The following is a 597-nucleotide window of genomic DNA, read 5'->3' on the forward strand; positions in this document are numbered from 1 at the left end:
ATCCTCGTTCTCGGTGAGGTCCCGCTGCAGGTCGGCGGTGTAGTCGGGCACGAGCCGCTGCAGCAGTTGCGGCACGTTGAAGACGAGGCCCACGGCGAGGGCGAGCATGGCGACGCCGGCGGCGATGCGCAGTCCCCGCTCGCGGGTGCGGAACGCGCGGATCCGCTCGATGAGACCGCGCCCGGCGAGCGCGAAGGCCAGCAGGGGCAGGGCGACGCCGATGGCGAAGGATGCCGTGAGCGCGACGGTGTCCACGCCGATCTGTCCGGTCGCGCCGGCGACGATGATCGCCGCCAACACGGGTCCCGCACACGGCACGAACACGGCGCCGAGCGCGAGCCCCACCGCGAAGCCGCTCCCCCTGTTGGCGACTTCGCGGCGGGGCAGCCATTGGAACGGCTTCTCGAGCAGCTGCTCGACCCGAGGAACCAGCAATCCGACACCGATGAGCACGAGCACCGCGATGCCCACCCAGCGAATGACGTCCTGCGGCAGGTTCAGCGCCCCGAGCAGCAGCGAGCCGGCGAGGGTGACGAGGGTGAAGCTCGTCACCAGCCCCGCGATGACGAGGTAGGGGCGGCTGCGGCGGGCGGGGAT

1 protein-coding gene is annotated in these 597 nt (G+C 71.7%); it reads right to left on the bottom strand.

The window, feature by feature from the left end; all coding sequences use genetic code 11:
• A partial coding sequence (locus NQ160_RS22365; RefSeq protein ID WP_306854034.1) for a cytochrome c biogenesis CcdA family protein occupies window positions 1-597 on the bottom strand: 597 nt, incomplete at both ends.

Source organism: Microbacterium sp. zg.Y909, assembly GCF_024626565.1.